Below are 21,755 nucleotides of genomic sequence, written 5' to 3' on the forward strand. Positions count from 1 at the left end.
GAGCCCGTATATAAGCAAGCATCTAACTTAGTTTAATTAAAACAACGATTGACAGTATTGAGGGAGTCCATATAAGGGCACAGAGTTCACTGAGGTTAAGACAAAAGATAAAGCAGATTTAATCTACATCTAAGCGCATTTAACATTCAGTTCTGCTTTTCTCAGTGATCTCTGTGCAGCGCAGCCTCTGTGGTGAAATTGCTTTTTAGCTTTTACAAATCACTGCGGTCAAGACACAAGCCAAAACAGATTTAATCTACATCTATAAGAGCATTTAACATGTAGTTCTGCTTCTCTCAGCGATCTCTGTGCAGCGCAGCCTTTGTGGTGAAATTGCTTTTTAGCTTTAGCAAATCACTGCGGTCAAGACACAAGATAAAACAGATTTAATCGTCATCTAAGCGCATTTAACATGTAGTTCTGCTTTTCTCAGTGATCTCTGTGCAGCGCAGCCTCTGTGGTGAAATCGCTTTTTAGCTTTTGCAAATCACTGCGCTCACGACACAAGCTAAAACGGATTTAATCTACATCTAAGCGCATTTAACATGTAGTTCTGCTTTTCTCAGTGATCTCTGTGCAGCGCAGCCTCTGTGGTGAAATTGCTTTGTAGCTTTTGCAAATCACTGCGGTCAATACACAAGCTAAAACGGATTTAATCTGCATCTAAGCGCATTTAACACCTAGTTCTACTTTTCTCAGTGATCTCTGTGCAGCGCAGCCTCTGTGGTGAAATTGCTTTATAGCTTTTGCAAATCACTGAGGTCAAGACACAAGCTAAAACGGATTTAATCTGCATCTAAAAGAGTATTCAACATGTAGCTCTGCTTCTCTTAGTGATCTCTGTGCAGCGTAGCCTCTGTGGTAAAAATGCTTTTTAGCTTTTATCATTGCAAACTGTTAATTTAATATCCTTAAATATTATGCACTAGGTTTAGTGGGGCTCGTGCATTTGGCTCAACAAAAACACGCAACTTAAAGAGATCAATATGAACGCGACGATTATTGCTTTACTGGGTTATATCGCTTGGACTTTGTTATTGTTGGTGGCTTTGGCCATTTACCGTACTGGTTTAGTGATGAAGCAAAAAAAGGCGGCAAATGGATTTAAAGCAGATGGCTCCGATTCGCCACCCTTGGGTCAACGTATAACCCGAGCACAGGCCAATTGTGTGGAAAGTTTTGCCTTCATTGGCGGTTTACTGTTGTTGGCTTTAGCAACCGATTCTGCTGCCATCACCAATGGACTTGCCTACAGTTTGCTGATTGCGCGCTTGGGTCAATCAATCAGTCATTTAATCTCTACCTCGGTGTTGGCAGTGCAAGTGCGCTTTGCGTTCTTTTTAGTTCAAGTGGCAATCTGTATATATTGGATTGTTATGCTGGCCCTCAAATTTGTAGGATAGTGATTATGCCTTTGTCCATTTCGATGCAAGACGTGGTTAAAATATCGCCTTGTGAATATTCAGAAGCCTTAGCTCGTGAACAATTTATCGATCCGGCTATTCATCAACTGTGGCCGTTTATGCCCAGAATTGCGGGCCCGGCATTCACGGTTAAATGTGGTAAAGGTGACCACCTTAGTTTACATGCCGCCATTTATCGGGCGAGTCCCGGCGATGTTATTGTGGTAGAGGCTGATGCAGACTTTGCGAGTACCGGCGGAAATGTGTGTGCAATTGCTCAGCAACGGGGCGTGGTAGCGATGATTATTGATGGTTTAGTGCGAGATATTGGTGAAATACGGGATTTGCAATTTCCGGTTTATGCACGCGGCGTGTTCCCTGTCCCAGCGGCAAAGGAAATAATATATCCTTTTAACCAAGCGATACAATGCGGTGGCGTGGTGGTGAATGCAGGAGACATTATTGTAGCGGATGAAGATGGTATTGCAGTTATTCCTAAGGCGCAACTGAACGAGGTTTACGCTGCAGGTAAAGCACGTACAGATAAGGATGCTGCTATGGATCTAATACAATGGGAAAAACAACATTCACAAAAAATTGCCTCCAAACTGGCAGAATTGGGTTTTGCGGATTAGTTTACATATTCAACATAAAATTTAACAACGGTGTGGCCTTTGGTAGGTTATCATTGGCCCACTTTTTTGCGATTAATATCACTATTTTATGTTTTCATTTTTTGAGCGTTTAACAGCCCCATTTCCGGACTCACACCCAGAACAACCTCCTACTACCTTGTTGGCATTCTGCCGCTATTATTCTGAGGGCATGTGGCGCATATTAATTTCGGTTTCGATTTTGGCCGCCACTATTGCCATGATAGAAGTGTCGATATTTGGCTTTCTGGGCAAATTAGTTGATTGGCTTTCAGTGCGAGATAGAGCAACTTTTCTTGAGCAAGAGTTAAGCACATTACTTTGGATGGGGGCTTTGATTTTAGTGGTGCTGCCGAGCTTGGTCGTGCTGCAATCCCTGCTAAATCATCAAGCACTGTTAGGTAACTTCCCCATGCGTATTCGTTGGCAAGCCCACCGTTACGTTATCGGTCAAAGCTTGAGCTTTTTCCAAAATGAATTTGCTGGCCGAGTCGCGACTAAGGTCTTGCAAACTGCATTAGCCGTGCGTGAAGCGGTCATGAAATCCCTCGATATATTTGTCTACGTCAGTGTGTACTTTTTCAGTATTGTTGTATTGGTGTTCAGTGCTGATTGGCGCTTAAGTGCGCCCTTAGCCCTGTGGTTTGTCATTTATGTATTCATTCTACGTAAATTGGTACCCAATTTGAAAAACGTGTCACAAAAACAAGCCGATGCTCGTTCTATCATGACTGGCCGGATCGTCGATAGTTACACCAATATTGCAACAGTTAAGTTATTTGCCCATACCAGTCGGGAAACTGAGTATGCCAAAGAGGGAATGATGGGCTTTTTACAAAGTGTTTATCCGCAGATGCGTTTAGTGACTATTCTTAATGCTTGTGTGTGGTTTAACAATGCCTTTTTGGTTTTCTGCATCAGTGCTTTGTCTATTTATTTGTGGTTACAACAAGCAATAAGCCCCGGTGATATCGCAATTGCAGTTAGTCTGAGTCTGCGGCTAAACGGTATGTCGCAATGGATTATGTGGGAGGTATCAAACTTGTTTGAAAACATTGGTACGGTGCAAGATGGTATTAATAGTTTGTCTGTTCCTATCACCGTGAAAGACGTTGAAAATGCACCAGAGCTAAAAATAACTGGTGGGGCCATAGAGTTTAATCAGGTTCATTTTGCTTATGAGGGTCCAGACCGCGTCGCCAATGCAGTATTTAACGAATTAAATATCAAAATTAAACCCGGTGAAAAAGTCGGCTTGGTTGGCCGTTCTGGAGCGGGTAAATCAACCTTAGTAAACTTACTATTGCGTTTTTACGACATTCAAAGTGGTGAGATTAAAATTGATGGGCAGAATATTGCACAATTAAGCCAAGAAAGCTTGCGAGCTAATATTAGTATGGTGACACAAGACACGTCTTTACTGCATCGCTCAGTGCGTGAAAATATTCTGTATGGACGCCTCGACGCTACCGAAGAGGATATGTTACGGGCTGCGAGCCAAGCTGAATCTCATGAGTTTATTCAAGCCTTATCTGATGCTGAAGGCCGTGTGGGCTACGATGCCCATGTAGGGGACCGTGGGGTCAAACTCTCTGGTGGACAGCGTCAGCGTATAGCAATCGCTCGAGTCATGCTTAAAGACGCCCCTATTTTGATACTCGATGAAGCGACCTCGGCTCTCGATTCAGAAGTTGAAGCCGCTATTCAGCAATGCTTGGATAAGATCATGGAAAACAAAACGGTATTAGCCATCGCCCATCGTTTGTCAACCATTGCGCAAATGGACAGACTGTTAATATTAGATCAGGGCCGTATCGTTGAAAATGGCTCACACTCTGAATTACTGGCATTAGGGGGAATATACGCAAAATTATGGGCCCATCAAACCGGCGGTTTTATCGGTTTAGAATAATCGTCTTAAATGAGCGGTTTCGAGCGGTAACATTGCAAAAACTATGTATTCACCTTGTACTGTTTTCGTGGTTTATCGCGAGGTTCTCTATGAACACTTTCTCGTGTTATTTGCCAATACAGTTATAAAAACGGGGTTTGTATCAAGCCCTAGGATACTTATTTAGGCCATACTGTCGGTGGAGTTAAAGCGCATGATACTCTGCTTGAAAAAATGAAAAAATGAAAAACGCAATGAGCGATTTTCTTCTTGTAGCGATTCCTTACCAACGGTGTAAGCCAATAAATGGAAAGTTATAAAGCTAAAATTTTTGGGCGGTACGACAAGTGATAAGAGTGAATACCATGGAACAAGGATGCAACTCATCGATGAGTATGGTAGTGGAACCTTTATCTATACGCGAGAGGTCCGTTACTTCTCTGACCATATTCAGCATGGTACGGCGGGGATTCTGTGATTTTACATTTGCCCGTTGCCTATCAAAGCTTTAGTGGCTGGAAACGGTCTTTATTAGATGACTTAGACTTGAATGATCGTTTATACCAAGCATAAGATTATTATTCAGGGTTAGCTTTCAAGGACTATTAGATAGGGGGCTTGTACTTTATCTTCTTGACTCATAATAGTTGCTAAAAGTATTGAGGGCATGTTGGCTCGTCAGAGTCGTCAGAGTCGTCAGAGTCCAACAATATTCCAATTAAGATCTAAAAAATTCATTTCTGTTGTCTTAATATTTGCTTCTATTTGCTTAAAAAATGTTCTCTGTCATGCTTGAATTTCTTATTATTAATGAATAATTAGCCGATACGAGTATCTATGCTAAGCTCTAGGAATGTTTTTCTGTTCCAATTTAACAGCAAAGTACTTATTACTTGTTTTACCCCAGTACCCAATTTGAAATAAGTCGTTTATGTTGATGTAGCTTGCATAGAGAGGGGATAAGTTTGCGAATGTTGTGGATTTTTGCTGCCATTTTGATGCATTGCTGTGTATCTTTTTCTGCGGTGGCACAAGAGTTAATAAAGCCAAAAAAAATGACCTTCTCTTATGTCAATCACCCCGTTATCGTGGATGAATTGATTCCTATTGTTCGACAAGCTTATGCATCTTTAGGTATTGATACGCAATTTGTTGAACAACCATCCGATAGAAATTTACGTGCTATTAAAAAAGGCTTAGTTGATGGCGACGTAGTTTTTAGTCGTTTATTGGTCAAAAAATACCCAGAACTACTGCTGATAGAGCCACCCTTGGTCAGGTCTATCTTTTTGTTGTTGTGTCAACCGCAACTACCATGTAGTCAGTCGGTGTTGAGCGATCCCAAAAAGCTGATTGCATCTACCGGTGCCAGTCAAAACGGCTTAATTGAAACCTTTGGCAAGCAATTAAAAGTAAATTTCTATCTAATTAATAATTTAGCTGTCATTCCGCAGCTAATTACCGAAAAACGTTTTGACTATGGCATTTATGTCATGAATGCTAGGCAACTCGAACAGGTCAATCAGGATGATTTTCATTATCTAGAGCTGTTCAGAACCGATTCATTCCATATACTTCATCCTAAATATGCTTTTTTAAAAGCGGATGTTGAGCGGGCGCTGAGGGAAGTAATGGCCAAGTCAGAGAGCGAGTAAATTATGTCGCTTCATGAGTTGAAAGCTAGGGCATACTTGCAAAGTTTTACTGACTAAGGACTTATGAAGGTGATTAAGATCAATTCTTGTATAAAGCCTTTTAATCAGTATAATACGCGTCCCGCCTTGATAGTGATTCAGAATTTTTCCAAAAATATCTAAATTTACCCAAGGCTGATGTAGCTAAAATAAAGGCTTTCCTCTTGAAGGAAGGTTAACAAGATTTTAGGGGTGTAGTTCCAATTGGTAGAACAGCGGTCTCCAAAACCGATGGTTGGGGGTTCGAATCCCTCCACCCCTGCCACTTTAGGCAAAATGTGACAGGCTTTAAGCGTTCAGATAACGGCTTATGAGTCCAACTAAATAGAATGAAAATTAGGGTCTAGCATGAGCGAAAACACAGTAAACAATTCCAATCCTTTGGATATAGTAAAATGGATAGTGGCTTTAGGCATATTGGGTGGAATAGTCGCAGCAAACCATGTTTTTGCGGAAGAGTCAGTATTGATTCGCGCCTCTATCGCAGTCATCGCGGTAGCAATTGCGCTATTTATTGCTGCAACGACTCATAAAGGTAGCGCTTTTATTACGTTCGCTAAAGATGCACGTATTGAAGTGCGAAAAGTAGTATGGCCAACACGTCAAGAAACAACTCAAACCACCATTATTGTCTTAATTGCGACAGCGGTAATGGCGCTGTTATTATATTTCCTGGATTTCTTGATAGTTGAGTTGGTTTCATTAATTACTGGTTTAGGAATATAAGCGATGTCAGACAAAAAGTGGTACGTGGTACAAGCATTTTCTGGCTATGAGGGTAGAGTTCAAAAGACCCTACATGAGCATATCAAAATGAACGCGATGGAAGATTACTTTGGTGATATTTTAGTTCCTACTGAAGAAGTCGTTGAAATGCGCTCAGGCCAGCAACGTAAGAGCGAACGTAAGTTCTTTCCAGGTTATGTGCTGGTGCAAATGGACATGAATGAAGATTCATGGCACTTAGTAAAAAGCATTCCGCGTGTCTTAGGTTTTATCGGAGGCACCTCTGATCGTCCAGCGCCTATTACAACTAAAGAAGCTAATGCTATTCTTAATCGTCTTGAAGAATCTCATGACAAACCTAAGCCTAAGACTATGTTTGAACCCGGCGAAGTGGTTCGAGTTACTGAAGGTCCATTTGCTGATTTCAATGGCGTAGTTGAAGTTGTTGATTACGAGAAAAGCCGCTTGAAGGTATCTGTCCTTATTTTCGGTCGTTCTACTCCGGTAGAATTAGAGTTTGGTCAAGTTGAAAAAGGCTAATAACTGAGGCTCTGAAGACCTCATAGTTGGTATTCATTTAGATTTTAGAAGGTGCTGTTATGGCACCTTTTTTATTGATAACGATTTTAGGTTTTGATTAAACTGAAATCAGTAGTCACTTTGTTGCGTATTTCGCAGTTATACCTACCCGAGTGGAAAAAATTAAAGAAGGTCCAGAGTAAAACTGAAATCAGTAGTCACTTTGTTCCGTATTTTGCAGTTATACCTATGCAAGTAGCAAAAAACAAAGAAGGTCCAGAGTAAAACTGAAATCAGTGGTCACTTTGTTCCGTATTTTGCAGTTATACTCTGGACCTAAGCATAAAATTTTAAAATGTCAACAATAGGACTTGTGTTGGTCTTAGCCTTCATCTATAATTTGCGCCCTTTTTATGGAACGGGAAGCCGATTGAGTAATCATTCTCAGTGATTACGAGGCGTTTAACCCAAATTTGAGAGTATGAATCATGGCGAAGAAAGTCACTGGCTTAATTAAGCTACAGGTTGCAGCAGGCGCTGCTAACCCAAGTCCCCCAGTTGGTCCTGCATTGGGTCAAAAGGGCGTTAATATCATGGAATTCTGTAAGGCATTTAATGCTAAAACAGCTGATCTTGAGAAAGGGTCACCAACTCCTGTTGTTATTACCGTTTACGAAGATCGTTCATTTACCTTTGAAACTAAAACCCCACCCGCTTCTTATTTGTTGAAAAAAGCAGCAGGTATTAAGAGTGGTTCTGGTCGTCCTAACACTGAAAAAGTGGGTAAAGTTACTCGTGCGCAATTAGAAGAAATTGCTAAAACGAAAGACGCGGATCTTACAGCAGCAAGCTTAGATGCAGCTGTTAATACCATTGCTGGCTCTGCGCGCAGCATGGGCTTAGTGGTAGAAGGATAAGACAATGGCAAAATTATCAAAACGCATGCGTTTAATACGCAGCAAAGTTGATTCACGTAAAGAATACGCATTTACCGACGCTGTTGCGTTGTTAAAAGAATTAGCGACCGCTAAATTTGCTGAGAGCATCGATGTTTCAGTAAACTTAGGTATCGACGCACGTAAATCTGACCAAAACGTTCGTGGTGCAACTGTACTACCTAACGGAACCGGTAAAGATGTTCGTGTTGCTGTTTTCACCTCTGGTGCAAATGCTGAAGCGGCTAAAGCTGCTGGTGCCGACATTGTAGGTATGGAAGATTTAGCTGAACTAGTCAAGAAAGGCGAAATGAATTTTGACGTAGTTGTTGCTTCTCCAGATGCAATGCGTGTTGTTGGTCAGTTAGGTCAAATCTTAGGTCCACGTGGTCTTATGCCTAACCCTAAAACTGGTACAGTAACACCTGACGTCGCAACTGCTGTTAGAAATGCAAAAGCGGGTCAAGTTCGTTATCGTAACGACAAAAACGGTATTATCCATGCAAGCATTGGTAAAATCGCTTTTGAAGCAGAACATATTCAAGAAAACCTAAACGCATTGTTGGAAGCGCTAAAACGTGCTAAACCATCTTCTGCAAAAGGTATATTTATTCAGAAAGTTAGCTTGAGCACCACTATGGGCGCAGGTATAGCGATAGAGCAAGGCAGCCTTTAAGGTTGATTTGCTTTGGCAATTAAACTTACGGGTTTGATTGCTTCTCTGTAAAGGTTATGGGTTGGAGTCTAAGTTGCTTGCAACGTTAGACTCCCGTCCAAGACCGCAGGCGTAGTTTGGTGAAAGAAGTAAGAGAGCTTTTGCACTAACAAAGTACTTAAAATAATAGCCTGCGCAGACGGTGATTTCGACTCAGACTCTCTGGGATTAACGAACACCGTAGAGCGGTGTTGTTTTTAAGATGGATATTATCTTATTAGCGGCATCTATCTGTGAATCCTGAAAATGATATTTCAACAGAAATGAAATGATTTTTCAGACTTTAAGAGGTGAACTCAGTGGCACTAGGTTTAGTAGCAAAGAAAGAGATCGTAGCAGAGATAGCCGATGTTGCGTCTAAAGCTCTATCCGTTGCCGTTGCTGAATACCGTGGAATGGGCGTTGGGGAACTGACTGCTCTGCGTATTAAAGCTCGTGAGGAAGGTGTTTACATTCGTGTAATTCGTAACACTCTTGCAAAACGTGGTTTAGCAGACAGTAATTTTGCTGATATCGACAGTGCCTTAGTTGGTCCGTTGATTTATGGTTTTTCTATGGAGGCACCTGGTGGTGCAGCACGTCTTTTTAAAGACTTTAGCAAAACCAACAACAAACTAAAAGTTACCGCATTGACTATTGGTAGTGGTTTATTGGGTCCAGAGAAATTGGACGCTGTGGCTTCTCTACCTACCCGCGACGAAGCGTTGGCAAGATTACTTGCTACCTTCAAAGCGCCGGTTGGCAAATTCGTTCAAACAATCAACGAAGTGCCTTCCAAGTTTGCGCGTGTATTGGCGGCGATCAAAGAAACCAAATAATTTGGCTCTTTGTATTTTTGAATTTTAACATTAACCCCAGGAGTTTAGAGAAATGGCTCTAACCAAAGATGATATATTAAACGCTATTGCTGAAATGCCAGTAATGGAACTTGTAGAACTAATCGCTGCTGCTGAAGAGAAATTCGGTGTAACTGCGACTGCGGCTGTTGCTGCTGCTGCTCCTGCAGCTGCTGCTGAAGCTGCTGCTGAGCAGACTGAATTTGACGTTATCATGACTTCATTCGGTCCTAACAAAGTTTCTGTTATCAAAGCGGTACGTGGCGCAACTGGTCTTGGCTTGAAAGAAGCTAAAGATTTAGTTGAAGCTGCTCCTAAAGCGATAAAAGAAGGCATTGCAAAAGCTGATGCTGAAGCACTTAAGAAAGAGCTTGAAGAAGCTGGTGCAACAGTTGAGCTTAAATAATCTGCCTAACGACAGATTAGTTGCCTGAAATGGCATAGGCTGGTGATTTTATAGTCACCAGCCTTTTTGCGCTGTAGGATTTGGTATTTTCATCCTTTAATATCGGTTCTGGTTTAGAAGTGCAAATTGTAGACAAACATTAATAAAACCAATAAGTTAAGTAAGCCTCTTAATGAATTTGGTCAATGGTTGTAGACAAGCTTTAAGGATGGTGGAAGTTTGCTTAAATAGACAACTCTATTAAGCAAGTTGGGTCAAAAATCGGCAGGCTGAGGAACCCATGGTTTACTCTTATAGCGAAAAGAAACGTATCCGTAAGGATTTTGGCAAACGCCCACAGGTATTGGAAATACCGTATCTTCTTTCAATCCAATTAGATTCTTTTAAGAAATTTATTGACCTCGATACTGATGGTCAGCATGGACTGGAAGCAGCATTTCGATCAGTTTTCCCAATAAAAAGTTACTCCGGTAACGCTGAATTGCAATATGTAAGTTATCGTTTAGGTGACCCTATTTTTGACGTTAAAGAATGTCAAATACGTGGTGTTACTTATTCTGCACCCTTACGTGTAAAGCTCCGCTTAGTGTTGTTTGATAGAGAAGCAGCACCCGGCACAGTCAAAGACATTAAAGAGCAAGAAGTCTACATGGGTGAAATTCCACTCATGACAAATAACGGTACCTTCGTTATTAACGGGACTGAGCGCGTTATCGTGTCGCAATTGCACCGTTCTCCAGGCGTGTTCTTCGATCACGACAAAGGCAAAACTCACTCATCCGGTAAAGTACTGTATAACGCCCGCGTTATTCCTTACCGTGGTTCGTGGTTAGACTTTGAATTTGACCCTAAAGATAACCTTTTTGTACGTATTGACCGTCGCCGTAAATTACCTGCGACGATTATATTACGTGCACTAGAAATGCCAACTGAAGAGATTCTTGATTTATTCTTCGAGAAAAACCAAGTTCGCATTGCAGACGATAAATTTTTGTCAGACATCGTGCCAGACCGCTTACGTGGTGAAACTGCGCAATTCGATATTCTAGATAATAAAGGTAATGTGGTAGTCGAAACAGGACGTCGTATTTCTGCCAGACATACCCGTGCGCTAGAAAAAGCAAAAATTACTCAGTTGGAAGTACCTGCCACTTACTTAGTTGGTCGTGTATTTGCCAAAGATTATGTCAATAAAGAAACAGGCGAAATTGTCGTTAGTGCTAACGATGAATTAACCTTAGAAAATATTGAAGCAATCAAAGAAGCTGGTTTCACCAGTTTTGATACTTTGTATATCAACGATCTAGACCATGGTGCTTATATCTCAGATACACTGAGAATAGATGGTTCAAGCAATAAGCTAGAAGCCTTGGTTGAAATTTACCGCATGATGCGTCCTGGTGAGCCACCTACCAAAGATGCAGCTGAAACTTTGTTCAATAACTTGTTCTTTTCAGCGGACAGATACGATCTATCTTCTGTTGGTCGTATGAAGTTTAACCGCCGTTTAGGCCGTGAAGAACTGACTGGCGAAGGTACATTGAGCAAAATGGATATTGTTGCTGTTATACAACAGCTGATCACTATCCGTGATGGTAAAGATGAAGTAGATGATATTGACCACTTGGGTAACCGTCGTATTCGTTCGGTTGGCGAGATGGCTGAAAACCAATTCCGTGTTGGTCTAGTCCGAGTTGAACGTGCTGTTAAAGAACGTTTAAGTTTAGGTGACCTAGATGCGGTTATGCCACAAGATTTAATTAACGCTAAGCCAATATCTGCAGCGGTAAAAGAATTCTTTGGTTCAAGCCAATTGTCACAGTTTATGGATCAGAACAACCCCTTGTCAGAAGTTACGCACAAACGTCGTATTTCTGCTTTAGGTCCGGGTGGTTTGACTCGTGAGCGTGCTGGTTTTGAAGTACGTGACGTACATCCGACTCACTATGGTCGTGTATGTCCAATTGAAACACCTGAAGGTCCAAACATCGGTTTGATCAACTCTTTAGCGAGTTTTGCGCGTACTAACGATTTTGGTTTCTTAGAAACCCCTTATCGTAAAATTATTGATGGTGTTGTTACTGACGAAATCGACTATTTGTCTGCTATCGAAGAAGGCCAGTTTGCTATTGCACAGGCTAACGTCGTATTAGATGAAAACGGTAAACTGGCTGAGGATTTAATTCCTTGTCGTTACCGTGGTGAGACAACATTAATGTCAAGTGACGAAATCACTTACATGGATGTGTCACCACAGCAAATCGTGTCTGTCGCAGCCAGTATTATTCCGTTCTTAGAACACGATGATGCAAACCGTGCTTTGATGGGTGCTAACATGCAACGTCAAGCCGTACCTACTTTACGTGCTGAAAAGCCATTGGTTGGTACTGGCATGGAAAAAACCGTCGCCGTTGACTCTGGTGTAACGGTGGTGGCTAAACGTGGTGGTTCAGTAAGCTACGTTGATGCTAGTCGTATTGTTATCAAAGTTAATGAAGAAGAGATGGCTGCGGGCGAAGCCGGCATCGATATCTACAACTTAACTAAATATACTCGTTCTAACCAGAATACTTGTATTAACCAACGTCCTAATTGTAACGTTGGAGAGCCTGTTGTAGCCGGTGATGTACTGGCTGATGGTCCTTCGACTGATATGGGTGAGTTGGCTCTGGGGCAAAACATGCGTATCGCATTTATGCCTTGGAATGGTTACAACTTCGAAGATTCAATCTTGATTTCTGAGCGCGTAGCGATGGAAGACAGATTTACTTCAATTCACATTCAAGAACTTAGCTGTATCGCTCGAGATACCAAGCTTGGGCCAGAAGAAATCTCTGCTGATATTCCTAATGTTGGAGAATCTGCCCTAGGTAAACTGGATGAGTCTGGCGTTGTTTATATCGGTGCTGAAGTTAAAGGTGGTGATATCTTAGTGGGTAAAGTGACTCCTAAGGGCGAAACACAATTGACTCCAGAAGAAAAACTCTTACGAGCTATCTTCGGTGAAAAAGCTTCTGATGTGAAAGATACCTCTCTACGTGTGCCTAATAGCGTGCACGGTACAGTTATCGATGTTCAAGTTTTCACTCGCGACGGTGTTGAAAAAGACAAACGTGCTCGTGAAATCGAAGACATGCAGTTACGTGAAGTGAAAAAAGATCTTTCTGACGAATTTAATATTCTTGCGGATGGTATTTTTGCGCGTGCTAAGAATGTACTAACAAAAGCCGGTGTTGAACAGGTTAAACTGGACAGCATGCCAAGAGAGAAATGGTTTGATTTGACGTTACGAGATGACGATTTACAAACTGAATTAGATCAAATCGCTGAACAGCATATTGAAATCAAATCTGATTTTGATACTAAGTTTGAAACTAAGCGTCGTAAGATTACTCAAGGCGATGACTTGGCTCCAGGTGTGCTTAAAATAGTAAAAGTCTATTTAGCCGTTAAACGTCACATCCAGCCTGGTGATAAAATGGCCGGTCGTCACGGTAACAAAGGTGTTATTTCAACCATTAAGCCGGTTGAAGATATGCCTTATGATGAAAACGGCACGCCGGTTGATATCGTATTGAACCCATTGGGTGTACCTTCGCGTATGAACATTGGTCAGGTACTTGAGACTCACCTTGGTATGGCAGCAAACGGTATTGGTGTGAAAATCGACCGTATGTTGAAAGAACAAGAGCAAATGTCAAAGTTACGTGGCTTCTTAAAAGAAGTTTACGGAGCAGGCAAAACTCACCAAGTGGTTGATCTTGACAGTTTCAGTGATGACGAAATAAATCGTTTAGCTGATAATCTGCGCAAGGGTGTACCGATGGCGACGCCAGTATTTGATGGTGCAACAGAAGCTGAAATCAAGCACATGTTGACCCTTGCTGACTTACCTGAAAGTGGTCAAATTACTTTGTTTGATGGCCGTACCGGACGCGCATTTGAGCGACCAGTGACTGTTGGCTACATGTATATGTTAAAACTGAATCACTTAGTTGATGACAAAATGCATGCTCGTTCAACTGGTTCATACAGCTTGGTAACGCAGCAGCCCTTAGGTGGTAAAGCACAGTTTGGTGGTCAACGTTTTGGTGAGATGGAAGTATGGGCACTAGAAGCTTATGGTGCTGCTTACACTTTGCAGGAAATGTTAACCGTTAAATCCGATGACGTGAATGGTCGTACCAAAATGTATAAGAACATTGTGGATGGCGATCACCGTATGGAACCTGGTATGCCGGAATCATTCAACGTATTGTTGAAAGAAATCCGTTCACTGGGTATCAATATCGAATTAGAAGAGCAATAAGCCGCTCTTACTGAGCTGATAGACAGGATGGTCCAGCACTGCGGTGCTGGACATTTGCAACTGACTCCGCTGGGAGAGAAATGTGAAAGATTTATTAAAGTTTCTTAAGCAACAAAATAAGACTGAAGAATTCGACAATATCAAAATAGGCCTAGCCTCGCCTGATATGATACGTTCATGGTCTTTTGGAGAAGTTAAGAAGCCAGAAACGATCAACTATCGTACCTTTAAACCAGAACGTGATGGTTTATTCTGTGCGCGTATTTTCGGTCCGGTAAAAGACTATGAATGTTTATGTGGTAAATATAAACGTCTAAAACACCGTGGTGTAATTTGTGAAAAATGTGGTGTCGAAGTCACATTGACCAAAGTGCGTCGTGAGCGCATGGGTCACATCGAATTAGCTAGCCCGGTAGCTCATATTTGGTTCCTAAAATCATTACCGTCTCGTATCGGCTTGATGTTAGACATGACCTTACGTGACATCGAACGCGTATTGTATTTTGAATCATACGTGGTTTCTGAACCAGGTATGACAACCCTTGAGCGTAGTCAACTTCTTAATGAAGAAGAGTATTTGGATGCTTTAGAAGAGCACGGTGATGAATTTGAAGCGAAAATGGGTGCTGAAGCAGTTTATGAATTGCTGAAGGCCTTGGACGTTGATGCTGATGTTGTATCAATGCGTGAAGAATTACCCTCAATTAACTCTGAGACAAAACGCAAGAAAATCACTAAACGTCTTAAGTTACTGGAATCATTCCAACAATCTGGTAACAAGCCAGAGTGGATGATTTTGACAGTGTTGCCAGTTTTACCACCTGACTTACGTCCCTTGGTACCGCTAGATGGTGGCCGTTTTGCAACGTCAGACTTAAACGACTTATATCGTCGAGTTATCAACCGTAACAACCGTTTAAAGCGTCTACTAGACCTAGCTGCGCCAGATATCATCGTGCGCAACGAAAAACGTATGTTGCAAGAAGCGGTTGATGCTTTGTTAGATAACGGCCGTCGTGGCCGCGCTATAACAGGCTCTAACAAACGTCCCTTGAAATCTTTGGCCGATATGATCAAAGGTAAACAAGGTCGTTTCCGTCAAAACTTATTGGGTAAACGTGTAGATTACTCTGGTCGTTCAGTTATTACTGTTGGTCCTACTCTGCGTTTACACCAGTGTGGTTTACCGAAAAAAATGGCTCTGGAGTTATTCAAGCCGTTTATCTACGGAAAATTAGAAGGCCGTGGTTTAGCCACTACAATCAAAGCAGCTAAGAAATTAGTTGAGCGCGAAGATCCGGAAGTATGGGACGTTCTTGACGAAGTAATTCGCGAACATCCAGTGTTACTTAACCGTGCACCAACACTTCACAGATTAGGTATCCAAGCATTCGAGCCTATTCTAATTGAAGGTAAGGCTATCCAGTTGCATCCATTGGTTTGTGCGGCCTATAACGCCGACTTCGATGGTGACCAAATGGCGGTTCACATTCCCTTGACTATTGAAGCTCAGCTAGAAGCTCGTGCCTTAATGATGTCAACCAACAACATCTTGTCTCCAGCGAACGGTGAACCCATCATTGTTCCTTCACAAGACGTTGTAATGGGTTTGTACTATATGACCCGTGACCGTGTTAATGGTCGTGGTGAAGGCATGGTATTTACCAGTCCAAATGAAGCTGAAAAAGCTTATCGTACTGAAGCAGCAGAATTACATGCTCGCGTAAAAGTACGAATCACTGAATACGATTTTGATGCTGAAGGTAATAAAGTAGAAAAAGTGACTTTGACTGACACGACTGTAGGTCGTGCAATATTGTCATTGATTCTGCCCAAAGGTTTACCTTTTGAAACCATCAACCAAGCCATGGGTAAAAAAGCGATCTCACGTTTATTAAACGTTTGTTATCGTACTCTAGGGTTGAAAGATACGGTTATCACCGCTGACCAAATCATGTATACCGGCTTTCACTATGCAATGATTGCAGGTGCATCGGTTGGTATTGATGACATGGTTATTCCTGATGCCAAAAAAGATATCATCGAAGAAGCTGAAGCAGAAGTACGCGAAATCCAAGAGCAATTCCAATCAGGTCTTGTTACAGCGGGTGAGCGTTACAACAAAGTTATCGATATTTGGTCAAATGCAAACGAACGTGTTGCTAAAGCCATGATGACTAACCTTTCAACTGAAAATGTCATGAATCGTGATGGCGAGATGGAAGCGCAGGTTTCCTTTAACTCAGTGTTTATGATGGCTGACTCCGGTGCTCGTGGTAGCCCCGCTCAGATCCGTCAGTTAGCTGGTATGCGTGGTCTGATGGCGAAACCTGATGGTTCAATCATCGAAACCCCCATTACTGCTAACTTCCGTGAAGGTTTGAACGTACTTCAGTACTTCATCTCAACTCACGGTGCACGTAAAGGTTTGGCCGATACGGCATTGAAAACAGCTAACTCTGGTTATTTGACTCGTCGTTTAGTTGATGTTGCACAGGATTTGGTGATTAACAACCTTGACTGTGGAACATTCGAAGGTGTCAAAATGACGCCGTTAATCGAAGGTGGTGATGTTGTAGAACCATTGCGCGAACGCGTATTGGGTCGTACGGTTGCTGAAGATGTAATAAAGCCAGGCACGAAAGAAGTATTAGTAGAACGTAATGTGCTACTAGATGAAGCCTTGGTTGATATGTTGGAAGCAAACTCTGTTGACATGATCATGGTTCGTTCAGTTATCACCTGTGAAAATGACTTTGGTGTTTGTGCTAAGTGTTATGGCCGTGATTTGGCTCGTGGACACATGGTTGGCTTCGGTGAAGCGGTTGGTGTTATCGCTGCTCAGTCAATTGGTGAACCCGGCACACAGCTTACCATGCGTACTTTCCACATCGGTGGTGCTGCATCTAGAGCTTCTGCAGAAAACAACGTTCAAGTCAAAACAACAGGAACGCTTAAGTTACATAACGCAAAATTTGTACGTAATACAGATGACAAAGTTGTTATCGTTTCTCGCTCAACTGAAATCACTATTATTGATGATCAGGGCCGCGAAAAAGAGCGTTATAAAGTACCATATGGTGCCATTCTGACTGTAAACGACGGTGCAAAAGTCACCTCTGGTGAAATCGTCGCTAACTGGGATCCGCACTCGCATCCAATTGTTACTGAACGTGCAGCAAAAATTAGTTTTGCTGATATCGATGACAGTAACACTGAAATGCAACAAGATGACTTGACCGGTTTGACTCGTATCGTAGTTAACGATTTGTCTAAAGCTAACGCCAAAGAACCTAAACTTATTTTAGAAAGTGATGAGTTCGGTTTACAAGAAATTCGTCTTCCTAGTTTCACTACCATCGAAGCCACTGATGGCATGATGGCGAAGCCTGGTGATGTATTAGCTCGTATACCACAAGAAAGCTCAAAAACTCGTGATATAACGGGTGGTTTACCGCGTGTTGCAGACTTGTTCGAAGCACGTAAGCCTAAAGAGCCTGCTATTTTAGCAGAAGTCTCAGGTATGATCGGCTTCGGTAAAGAGACTAAGGGTAAAAAACGTCTAGTGATTACACCTAAAGAAGGTGATCATTATGAAGAGATGATCCCTAAATGGCGTAACCTCAATGTATTCGAAGGTGAAAACGTTGAAAAAGGTGAAGTTATTGCTGATGGTCCAGAGTCTCCCCACGATATTCTGCGTTTACGTGGTATTAGTGCGGTCTCTAACTATATCGTTAACGAAGTTCAAGAAGTTTACCGCTTGCAAGGTGTAAAAATTAACGATAAACACATCGAGGTGGTTATTCGCCAGATGTTGCGTAAGTGTATGATTACTTATGCTGGAGATACCAACTTCCTTGAAGGTGAGCAAGTTGAAGTCTCTAACGTTAAAATAGCAAACCGTGAAATAGAGAAACAAGGCAAGATTCCTGCTCAATATGAAACTCAGTTGTTGGGTATCACTAAAGCATCATTGTCGACTGAATCCTTTATTTCAGCAGCGTCTTTCCAAGAAACTACGCGTGTTCTTACTGAAGCAGCAGTGCAAGGTAAAGAAGATGAATTACGTGGCTTGAAAGAAAACGTTATTGTTGGTCGTTTAATACCAGCAGGAACTGGCTTTTCGTATCATCAGAAACGAACTGCAGCCAAACTTGCGGCGCGTAATCCGTTTCCAGAGCCCTCAGTGTCGGCTTCTGATGCAGAAGCTGCGTTAAGTGAAGCGTTAAATGCAGAAGTAAATCAATCTTCTGAAATTGACGAGTAGAAAAATAGATCGCTGATGATCTGAATAGTGAATGTTAGCCTCTAAACCCATATTAAATGCAGTTTAGAGGCAGACTTACTTGACAGTCCATGCATTGATCATTAGACTTCCGCGACCCGAAATTTGGATACCCAAATCAAGGGCGCGGATTTTTCGCGTTATAGGCCCCGTAAAAAGGGTTAATCAGTCGTAATATTAATCAGGAGCTAGTTAATGGCAACAGTTAACCAGTTAGTGCGCAAGCCACGCCAAGCACCAGAGACGAAGAGCAACGTCGCTGCTTTGCAGGCTTGTCCACAACGTCGTGGAGTATGTACTCGTGTATATACCACCACACCAAAAAAGCCAAACTCTGCATTACGTAAAGTTTGTCGTGTACGTTTGACCAACGGTTTTGAAGTTTCTTCATATATCGGTGGTGAAGGCCATAACTTACAAGAGCACAGTGTTGTTCTTATTCGTGGTGGTCGTGTTAAAGATTTACCAGGTGTGCGTTATCACACTGTGCGCGGGACTTTGGACTGTGCAGGTGTTACTAAACGTAGACAAGCCCGTTCTAAGTACGGCGCAAAAAGGCCGAAGTCTTAACGGTTCTCCGTTAGTAAGGCCAAACTAAGTATTAATTGAGTTTTGGGATATCCCTGAAAATTCTACGGAGAATTGAAGATGCCAAGAAGAAGAGTTGTAGGTCAACGAAAAATCCTACCCGATCCTAAGTTCGGATCACAGTTACTCGCTAAATTTATGAATGTCGTGATGTTAGACGGCAAAAAATCGACTGCTGAAAAAATCGTTTACGGTGCACTAGAAATTGTTGCTTCGAAAGCTGGCAAACCACACTTAGACATATTTGAAGATGCACTAGACAACATTCGCCCTACGGTTGAGGTTAAATCTCGTCGTGTTGGTGGTTCTACTTATCAAGTACCAGTAGAAGTTCGTCCAGTTCGTCGTAATGCACTAGGTATGCGTTGGTTAGTTGACGCTGCTCGTAAACGTGGCGAAAAATCAATGGCTCAACGCCTTGCAGCTGAGATGCTCGACGCTGCTGAAAACAAAGGCTCTGCGGTTAAGAAACGTGAAGACGTTCACCGTATGGCTGAAGCCAACAAAGCTTTTGCTCACTATCGCTGGTAGTAAGAAAAAGTTATGGCTCGTATTACACCCATTGTTCGTTATCGAAATATTGGTATTGTTGCTCATGTTGACGCGGGTAAAACCACGACAACTGAGCGCGTTTTGTTCTACACCGGTGTCTCTCACAAAATAGGTGAGGTACATGATGGTGCGGCCACCATGGATTGGATGGAGCAAGAACAGGAACGTGGCATAACCATTACGTCAGCGGCGATTACCTGTTTTTGGGCAGGCATGGATAAGCAATACGAGCAACATCGTATTAATATCATAGACACGCCAGGGCACGTTGACTTCACTATTGAAGTTGAGCGTTCCTTGCGTGTGCTTGATGGTGCCGTAGTTGTATTCTGCGGTTCATCAGGTGTAGAACCTCAATCAGAGACAGTTTGGCGTCAAGCAAACAAATACCACGTACCACGTATCGTATTTGTAAATAAGATGGACCGTGCTGGTGCTGATTTTAAACGTGTGGTCAAACAAATTCGTACCAGATTAGGCGCCAACTGCGTTCCTATACATTTAAATATAGGCGCAGAAGAAACCTTTAGAGGTGTGATAGATTTAATTAAGTTTAAAGCGATTAATTGGAGTGATGCCGATCAAGGCATGTCTTTCAGTTATGAACCTGTTCCAGCGGATTTAGTTGAGCAAGCGAAATTGATGCGCACTGAATTGGTTGAAGCTGCAGCCGAAGCAACTGACGAATTAATGAATAAGTATTTGGAAGGCGAAGAGCTAACTGAAGAAGAAATTAAATTCGGCTTGCGTAAGCGTACTTTAAACAATGAAATTGTGTTGGCTACATGTGGTTCTGCCTTTAAAAATAAGGGTGTTCAAGCGGTTCTTGACTCTGTTATTGAGTATTTGCCATCGCCTATCGATGTGCCGCCTATCAAAGGTATACTCAACGACAAAGACGAAACCGAAGCAGAGAGACCTGCTGACGATGAAGCACCTTTTGCCGCATTAGCATTCAAAATTGCCAGTGACCCATTTGTTGGGACATTGACTTTCTTTCGTTGTTACTCTGGTGTGGTAAACGCCGGAGACGCGGTATTTAACCCGGTTAAAGCCAAACGTGAGCGCTTTGGACGGATAGTGCAAATGCATGCAAAGGATCGTGTAGAACTTAAAGAAGTTCGTGCCGGTGATATTGCTGCAGCTATCGGTTTAAAAGATGTTACTACCGGCGATACCTTATGTGATCCAAACCATATTATTACCCTTGAACGTATGGAATTTCCTGAACCCGTTATCTCTATAGCGGTGGAAGCACGTTCACAAGCTGACCAAGAAAAAATGGGTATAGCCTTAAGTAAATTAACGGCTGAAGATCCTTCTTTCAAAGTCAAAACTGATGAAGAGTCCGGACAAATTATCATTTCTGGTATGGGTGAGCTTCACCTAGATATCATTGTTGATCGCATGAAGCGTGAATTTAATGTTGAATGCAATGTCGGTAAACCTCAGGTAGCTTACAGAGAAACAATCCGCTCTAAAGTGGATGCTGAAGGAAAATTCATCCGCCAGTCGGGTGGTAAAGGGCAATATGGGCATGTATGGTTGACATTAGAACCCCAAGAAGAAGGGGCTGGATACAAATTTATTAATGGTATTATAGGCGGTGTAGTTCCAAAAGATTACATTTCTGCCGTTGATAAAGGTATTCAGGAACAGTTACAAAATGGTGTGTTAGCTGGCTATCCGGTACTTGATGTCAAGGTCACCTTGTTTGATGGCTCATATCATGATGTTGACTCTTCTGAAATGGCGTTTAAAATCGCTGGTTCTATGGGCTTTAAGAATGGTGCTGCGCAAGCAAATCCTGTATTACTTGAACCTACCATGAAAGTAGAAGTCACCACGCCAGAGGATTGGATGGGTGATGTGGTTGGTGATTTAAATCGCCGCCGCGGAATGATTGAAGGCATGGAAGACGGTTTAGCTGGAATTAAAATAATTCGTGCTAAAGTGCCATTGTCGGAAATGTTTGGTTATGCTACTGCACTGCGTTCTGCAACTCAGGGCCGTGCGTCATACTCAATGGAATTTTTTAATTACGCAGAAGCGCCCAATAACGTGGCTAAAGCGATTATTGACGCTAGACACTCTTAATAATGAAGGTCTGGTCCGGTTATCTATATAAATAGGGGCCGGACTTTTAACTTAGGAAAATTGTAAAATGGCAAAATCAAAGTTTGAACGTACTAAACCGCACGTAAACGTAGGTACTATCGGCCACGTTGACCACGGTAAAA

15 protein-coding genes, 1 tRNA gene and 1 pseudogene are annotated in these 21,755 nt (G+C 42.2%); all 17 read left to right on the forward strand.

From position 1 onward, the window contains the following. Positions 1-986 precede the first annotated feature (986 nt). Positions 987-1,403: an MAPEG family protein gene (locus ABKW31_RS22005; protein ID WP_348618851.1), complete on the forward strand. Its 417-nt coding sequence runs from the start codon at positions 987-989 to the stop codon at positions 1,401-1,403. Between the two features lie 5 nt (positions 1,404-1,408). Beyond that, positions 1,409-2,038, forward strand: a complete 630-nt coding sequence (locus ABKW31_RS22010; RefSeq protein WP_348618853.1) for an RraA family protein — start codon at positions 1,409-1,411, stop codon at positions 2,036-2,038. A gap of 88 nt (positions 2,039-2,126) precedes the next feature. Then, positions 2,127-3,968 carry an ABC transporter ATP-binding protein gene (locus tag ABKW31_RS22015; RefSeq protein ID WP_348618854.1) on the forward strand — a complete coding sequence of 614 codons (1,842 nt, stop codon included), beginning with the start codon at positions 2,127-2,129 and terminating at the stop codon, positions 3,966-3,968. Positions 3,969-4,918: 950 nt separating this feature from the next. Further along, positions 4,919-5,602, forward strand: coding sequence for a hypothetical protein (locus ABKW31_RS22020; RefSeq protein ID WP_348618856.1), 684 nt, complete (start codon positions 4,919-4,921; stop codon positions 5,600-5,602). Between the two features lie 227 nt (positions 5,603-5,829). Further along, positions 5,830-5,906, forward strand: a tRNA-Trp gene (locus ABKW31_RS22025). 83 nt (positions 5,907-5,989) lie between these two features. Continuing rightward, positions 5,990-6,367, forward strand: a complete 378-nt coding sequence (gene secE / locus ABKW31_RS22030; RefSeq protein ID WP_348618858.1) for a preprotein translocase subunit SecE — start codon at positions 5,990-5,992, stop codon at positions 6,365-6,367. A gap of 3 nt (positions 6,368-6,370) precedes the next feature. After that, entirely contained in the window at positions 6,371-6,907 is a 537-nt protein-coding gene (nusG, locus tag ABKW31_RS22035; RefSeq protein ID WP_348618860.1) for a transcription termination/antitermination protein NusG, read from the forward strand. 467 nt (positions 6,908-7,374) lie between these two features. After that, positions 7,375-7,803: a 50S ribosomal protein L11 gene (gene rplK, locus ABKW31_RS22040; protein ID WP_348618861.1), complete on the forward strand. Its 429-nt coding sequence runs from the start codon at positions 7,375-7,377 to the stop codon at positions 7,801-7,803. A 4-nt stretch (positions 7,804-7,807) separates the two neighbouring features. Beyond that, positions 7,808-8,497 carry a 50S ribosomal protein L1 gene (gene rplA / locus ABKW31_RS22045; protein WP_348618862.1) on the forward strand — a complete coding sequence of 230 codons (690 nt, stop codon included), beginning with the start codon at positions 7,808-7,810 and terminating at the stop codon, positions 8,495-8,497. 338 nt (positions 8,498-8,835) lie between these two features. Beyond that, positions 8,836-9,354 carry a 50S ribosomal protein L10 gene (rplJ, locus tag ABKW31_RS22050; RefSeq protein ID WP_348618863.1) on the forward strand — a complete coding sequence of 173 codons (519 nt, stop codon included), beginning with the start codon at positions 8,836-8,838 and terminating at the stop codon, positions 9,352-9,354. Between the two features lie 52 nt (positions 9,355-9,406). After that, positions 9,407-9,778, forward strand: coding sequence for a 50S ribosomal protein L7/L12 (rplL, locus tag ABKW31_RS22055; RefSeq protein WP_348618865.1), 372 nt, complete (start codon positions 9,407-9,409; stop codon positions 9,776-9,778). Between the two features lie 280 nt (positions 9,779-10,058). Next, complete coding sequence (rpoB, locus tag ABKW31_RS22060; protein WP_348618867.1) at positions 10,059-14,087, forward strand: DNA-directed RNA polymerase subunit beta; 4,029 nt, start codon at positions 10,059-10,061, stop codon at positions 14,085-14,087. An 82-nt stretch (positions 14,088-14,169) separates the two neighbouring features. Continuing rightward, a complete protein-coding gene (rpoC, locus tag ABKW31_RS22065) occupies positions 14,170-18,357 on the forward strand; it encodes a DNA-directed RNA polymerase subunit beta' (RefSeq protein WP_348618869.1) in 4,188 nt (1,395 codons plus the stop codon). A 213-nt stretch (positions 18,358-18,570) separates the two neighbouring features. Continuing rightward, on the forward strand, positions 18,571-18,945 hold the full coding sequence (gene rpsL / locus ABKW31_RS22070) for a 30S ribosomal protein S12 (protein ID WP_306022836.1): 375 nt from the start codon (positions 18,571-18,573) through the stop codon (positions 18,943-18,945). Positions 18,946-19,023: 78 nt separating this feature from the next. Then, positions 19,024-19,494, forward strand: a complete 471-nt coding sequence (rpsG, locus tag ABKW31_RS22075) for a 30S ribosomal protein S7 (protein ID WP_348618871.1) — start codon at positions 19,024-19,026, stop codon at positions 19,492-19,494. Positions 19,495-19,506: 12 nt separating this feature from the next. After that, complete coding sequence (gene fusA / locus ABKW31_RS22080; protein WP_348618873.1) at positions 19,507-21,612, forward strand: elongation factor G; 2,106 nt, start codon at positions 19,507-19,509, stop codon at positions 21,610-21,612. 67 nt (positions 21,613-21,679) lie between these two features. Continuing rightward, positions 21,680-21,755 (forward strand): annotated as a pseudogene (locus tag ABKW31_RS22085) (elongation factor Tu); the annotation flags it as partial.

The sequence above is a fragment of the Paraglaciecola sp. 25GB23A genome (assembly GCF_040012495.1).
GTDB lineage: Bacteria > Pseudomonadota > Gammaproteobacteria > Enterobacterales > Alteromonadaceae > Paraglaciecola.